The sequence below is a fragment of the Polynucleobacter sp. 35-46-11 genome, from assembly GCF_002281105.1.
In genome coordinates this window covers 1-4,248 of record NZ_NCFJ01000197.1, presented here as the reverse complement: position 1 = coordinate 4,248, position 4,248 = coordinate 1, and the positions used below count along the sequence as shown (strand labels likewise).

The following is a 4,248-nucleotide window of genomic DNA, read 5'->3' as shown; positions in this document are numbered from 1 at the left end:
CCTAGTGAACTTATCTGGTCGTGGCGATAAAGACATGCATACCGTTGCACAAGCTACCGGCTCAGAGGGTTAGTACAAACCCATCACGATCATCTATAAAAATAATAAACACGAATTGCCATGTCTAAAATTACCGCTCTCTTTAATGAACTAAAAGCTACTGGAAAAAAAGGGCTGATTCCTTTTATTACGGCAGGCGACCCTGACCCAAAACTTACTGTTGAGTTGATGCATGCATTGGTTCGTGGTGGTGCTGATGTGATTGAACTCGGTGTTCCTTTTTCCGATCCAATGGCGGATGGTCCAGTGATTCAGCGCTCGTCTGAAAGAGCGCTTACTCAAGGCGTCACTTTGCATGGCTGCTTAGAAATGGTGAAAGAATTCCGTAAGCTTGATCCCAATACTCCAGTAGTCTTAATGGGCTATGCCAATCCAGTGGAGCAAATGGGTTCGGAGCGATTTGCAGCGGAGGCGAAATCTGCTGGTGTTGATGGTGTCTTGGTTGTGGATTACCCACCTGAAGAGTGCGTTGATTTTGCTGCCAGCATGAAAGTAGCAGGAGTTGACCCCATCTTTCTATTGGCTCCAACATCATCACCAGAACGAATAAAGGATGCTGCCAAAATAGCTTCTGGTTATATCTATTACGTATCCATGCGGGGTGTTACAGGCGCATCTCACCTCAATACCCAAGATGTGGCCAGTATCATCCCCAAAATCCGTGAAGCCACTTCCATTCCGATTGCGGTAGGTTTTGGGATCAATGACGCTGAAAGTGCCCGCGCAGTGTCAAAAACAGCAGATGCAGTGGTTATTGGCAGTCGAATTATTCGGCTTTTAGAGGATTCTGCCCCCGGCCAAGCGGTACAATCACTCGAAACATTCATACGTGAAATTCGCGTCGCTTTAGATAGTTAATGCACTGGATAGTTAAAAACTGATGAGCTGGATCGATAAATTACTACCTCCACAAATCCAACATACGGATCCTGCAAATCGCAAATCTGTTCCTGAAGGACTTTGGGTTAAGTGCCCCAGCTGCGAAACTGTCCTTTACAGCACAGATATTGAAGCTAATTTATCGGTTTGCCCAAAATGTAGTCATCACATGCGCATCGGCGCTCGTCAGCGACTTGATAGTCTTTTGGATCCAAAAGGGCGTTATGAGATTGGCGCTGACATTTACCCGACCGATCCGCTTAAATTTAAAGATTCTAAAAAATACCCAGACCGCCTAAAAGAGGCAAGTGACGCCTCTGGTGAGTCCGAGGCATTGATTGTGCTTGGCGGCAAAATTGAAAGTATTCCAGTTGTAGTTGCATGCTTTGAGTTTCAATATATGGGTGGCTCGATGGGTTCAGTTGTTGGTGAGCGTTTTGCCCGTGGTGTGCAAGAAGCCATCGCTAAAAAGTGTGCATTTATTTGCGTAACAGCTACCGGCGGTGCGCGTATGCAGGAAAGTTTGCTCTCTCTTTTCCAGATGGCTAAGACCAACTCCATGTTGACCTTACTCTCTAAAAAAGGTTTGCCTTACATCAGCGTTTTGACTGACCCAACTATGGGCGGAATCTCTGCTAGCTTCGCCTTTATGGGTGACGTAGTAATGGCTGAGCCTAAAGCCTTGATTGGCTTTGCAGGTCCGCGTGTCATTGAACAAACTGTTCGTGAAAAATTACCAGATGGCTTTCAGCGTTCTGAGTTCTTATTGCAAAAGGGTGGCATTGACATGATTGTGGATCGTCGCCAAATGCGCGGTGAAATCGCTCGTCTCTTGGCATTGCTCCAGCAGCTTCCTGAGCCTGCGATTGCGGGTAGCGCAGCTGTATAAAGCGCTTGAGTTCCGCACACCAATCTCCCATTCTGTTTTCTAGCCTAACGGCTTGGCTTAGTCACCTCGAAACAGCCCACCCAGTCGGTATCGACATGGGTCTAGATCGGATTAATCGAGTTAAAGAAGCTCTGGGCTTGCACTTTGATTGCCCGGTGATCACTGTTGCTGGGACGAACGGCAAGGGCTCAACTTGCGCTTATCTTGAGAGTATCTTGCTGGCCTCTGGCTATAGAGTGGGTTGTCATATGTCTCCTCACTTACTGGTCTTTAACGAGCGTGCTCGAGTCAATGGTGAGGAAGTAAAAGATGATCTCTTACTAGAGCATTTTGCCGCCGTTGAGAAAGCGCGCGTCAGCATAGTGGATGCTCCAACGCTAACGTATTTTGAATTCACTACCTTGGCAATCATGCATTTATTTTCTAAGGCAAATTTAGATGCTGTTGTCCTTGAGGTTGGCATGGGTGGTCGTTTAGATGCCGTAAATATTGTTGATGCAGATTGCGCGATCGTCACTAGTATTGATATTGATCACGCTGATTTTTTAGGCGGTACACGTGAGGCAATTGGTCTTGAGAAGGCTGGTATTTTCCGCGCAGGTGCAATTGCAGTCTGTGGCGATCCTGTACCCCCCCAATCCTTAATTGATCATGCTGAAAAACTGGGTTGTGATTTATGGCTTCAAGGCCGTGATTACAATTTTCAGGGAGATAAGCAACAGTGGGGTTGGGCAGGGCGTCAAAAACGCTTTAGCGGTTTAGGCTATCCCGCTTTGCGAGGCGCTAATCAAATCCTCAATGCCTCTGCAGTGATTACCGCCTTGATGGCCTTACATCTACGTTTACCGGTAAGCGCTCAAGATATCCGGAATGGATTTGCTTTAGTAGAACTGCCTGGTCGTTTCCAGGTGCTTCCAGGCCAGCCAACTGTAGTTTTGGATGTCGCTCATAATCCCCATGCGGCAGCTACTTTGGGGCAAGGCCTCGATAAGATGGGCTATCACCCCTACACCTATGCCATTTTTGGTGCTATGGCAGATAAAGATATTGCCGGCGTGATCAAGCCTTTGCTCAGCAGTGTGGACTTCTGGTTCTGCACGGATTTACCGACCCCTCGTGCTGCTAGCGCTAAAGCCTTATCTGAGAAGCTGATTGAACTGGGTGTAGCAGTTAAAAATGGGGCAGATGGCGGAATTGAGTGCTTCCCAGATCCTGCTGCAGCGTATCAAAAAGCGCTTTCTAAGGCAGGTGAGGGTGATAGAATTGTCATCTTCGGATCCTTCTATACTGTTGCCGGAGTAATGGCATATCGAAATAACCAGGCCCATTGATCCATGATTCGTTTACCGAAGCTTTTTAAGCGAAACCCTGAGACTGAAGACCTTGATCGAGGTTCAGCAAGGGGTCGCCGCACCATCAATACATCAGCCCCCCGTAGTTTTCAGCGTGCTCAAGAAAATGAAGAGCTTGCCCTCACCGAAGATCCAGAACAACAGCGTGCCCGCCATCGCCTGATTGGTGCAACCGTTCTAGTGCTGATCGCAGTGATTGGTCTGCCTCGCATCTTGGATAACAAACCCAAGTCTGTGAATAACGATATTGCCGTGAATATCGTGACTAGTTTGCCGGCCCCAAATGCTGCAATGCCTGCTGGCGATGAAAAGGCAAAGGCATTAGTACCAGCGATTGAGGCACCAGTAAAAGAAAAAGAAGTTATTCCAGTTAAAGAGCCTGTAGCAACAACTTCACCTCAAGTGAAGCCAGATGCCAAATCACCATCCCCGAGCAAGGCGAACTCAATTGGTTTGGCTGCTGGGGAAGAGGTGGTTGTTGCACCAAGTCCCGCTACCAAGTCAAAAGCCGAAGAATTACCAAAAAAAGCTGGGGCCGGTAAATACGTTATTCAGATTGGCGCTTTTGCTTCTGAAGAGCGTGCAAATGGCTGGATTACTAAAATGAAAGATCAAAAGATCCCCAATTACGTCATTAATAAAACCGGTACAGATGGCGTGAAACTTTACGTTCTCAGAGCGGGTCCTTTTACTGATAAGGATGCAGCTGAAGCTGCAGAGAAGAAAGTCAAATCTATGGGCCTATCTCCAAGGCTGGTTGAGGTCGGAGCGCCTTAATGGAATATTTATCCACCTTAAAGTTAACTACGGTGGATTACTTCACCCTGGTTGTACTGCTAGTCTCTGCATTGGTGGGGATTTCAAGAGGTCTATTTAAAGAGGTTTTGGCTCTGGCATCTTGGTTTATAGCTGCCTGGGTTGCTTATCACTACACCAATTATCTTTCTGTTGAATGGTTATCCACTTTTCATATGGATGAACTGCTTAGTTTGGGCTTGAGTTTCCTTATTTTATTTATTCTGACTTTGATAGTGTGTGGCTTAGTCGGTAATGTGATTCAAAAGATTA

At 46.8% G+C, this 4,248-nt stretch carries 5 protein-coding genes; all 5 read left to right on the top strand.

The features are described 5' to 3' along the window. The first annotated feature begins 120 nt into the window (after positions 1-120). A complete protein-coding gene (trpA, locus tag B7Y67_RS11650; protein WP_293598786.1) occupies positions 121-918 on the top strand; it encodes a tryptophan synthase subunit alpha in 798 nt (265 codons plus the stop codon). Between the two features lie 22 nt (positions 919-940). Next, positions 941-1,828: an acetyl-CoA carboxylase, carboxyltransferase subunit beta gene (gene accD, locus B7Y67_RS11645; RefSeq protein ID WP_293598785.1), complete on the top strand. Its 888-nt coding sequence runs from the start codon at positions 941-943 to the stop codon at positions 1,826-1,828. 5 nt (positions 1,829-1,833) lie between these two features. Continuing rightward, positions 1,834-3,159: a bifunctional tetrahydrofolate synthase/dihydrofolate synthase gene (gene folC / locus B7Y67_RS11640; RefSeq protein ID WP_293598784.1), complete on the top strand. Its 1,326-nt coding sequence runs from the start codon at positions 1,834-1,836 to the stop codon at positions 3,157-3,159. A 3-nt stretch (positions 3,160-3,162) separates the two neighbouring features. Beyond that, positions 3,163-3,957 (top strand): SPOR domain-containing protein, encoded by a 795-nt coding sequence (locus B7Y67_RS11635; RefSeq protein WP_293598783.1) that lies wholly within the window; start codon positions 3,163-3,165, stop codon positions 3,955-3,957. Then, a partial coding sequence (locus B7Y67_RS11630) for a CvpA family protein (protein WP_293598782.1) occupies positions 3,957-4,248 on the top strand: 292 nt, incomplete at its 3' end. The genes B7Y67_RS11635 and B7Y67_RS11630, both read left to right, overlap by 1 nt.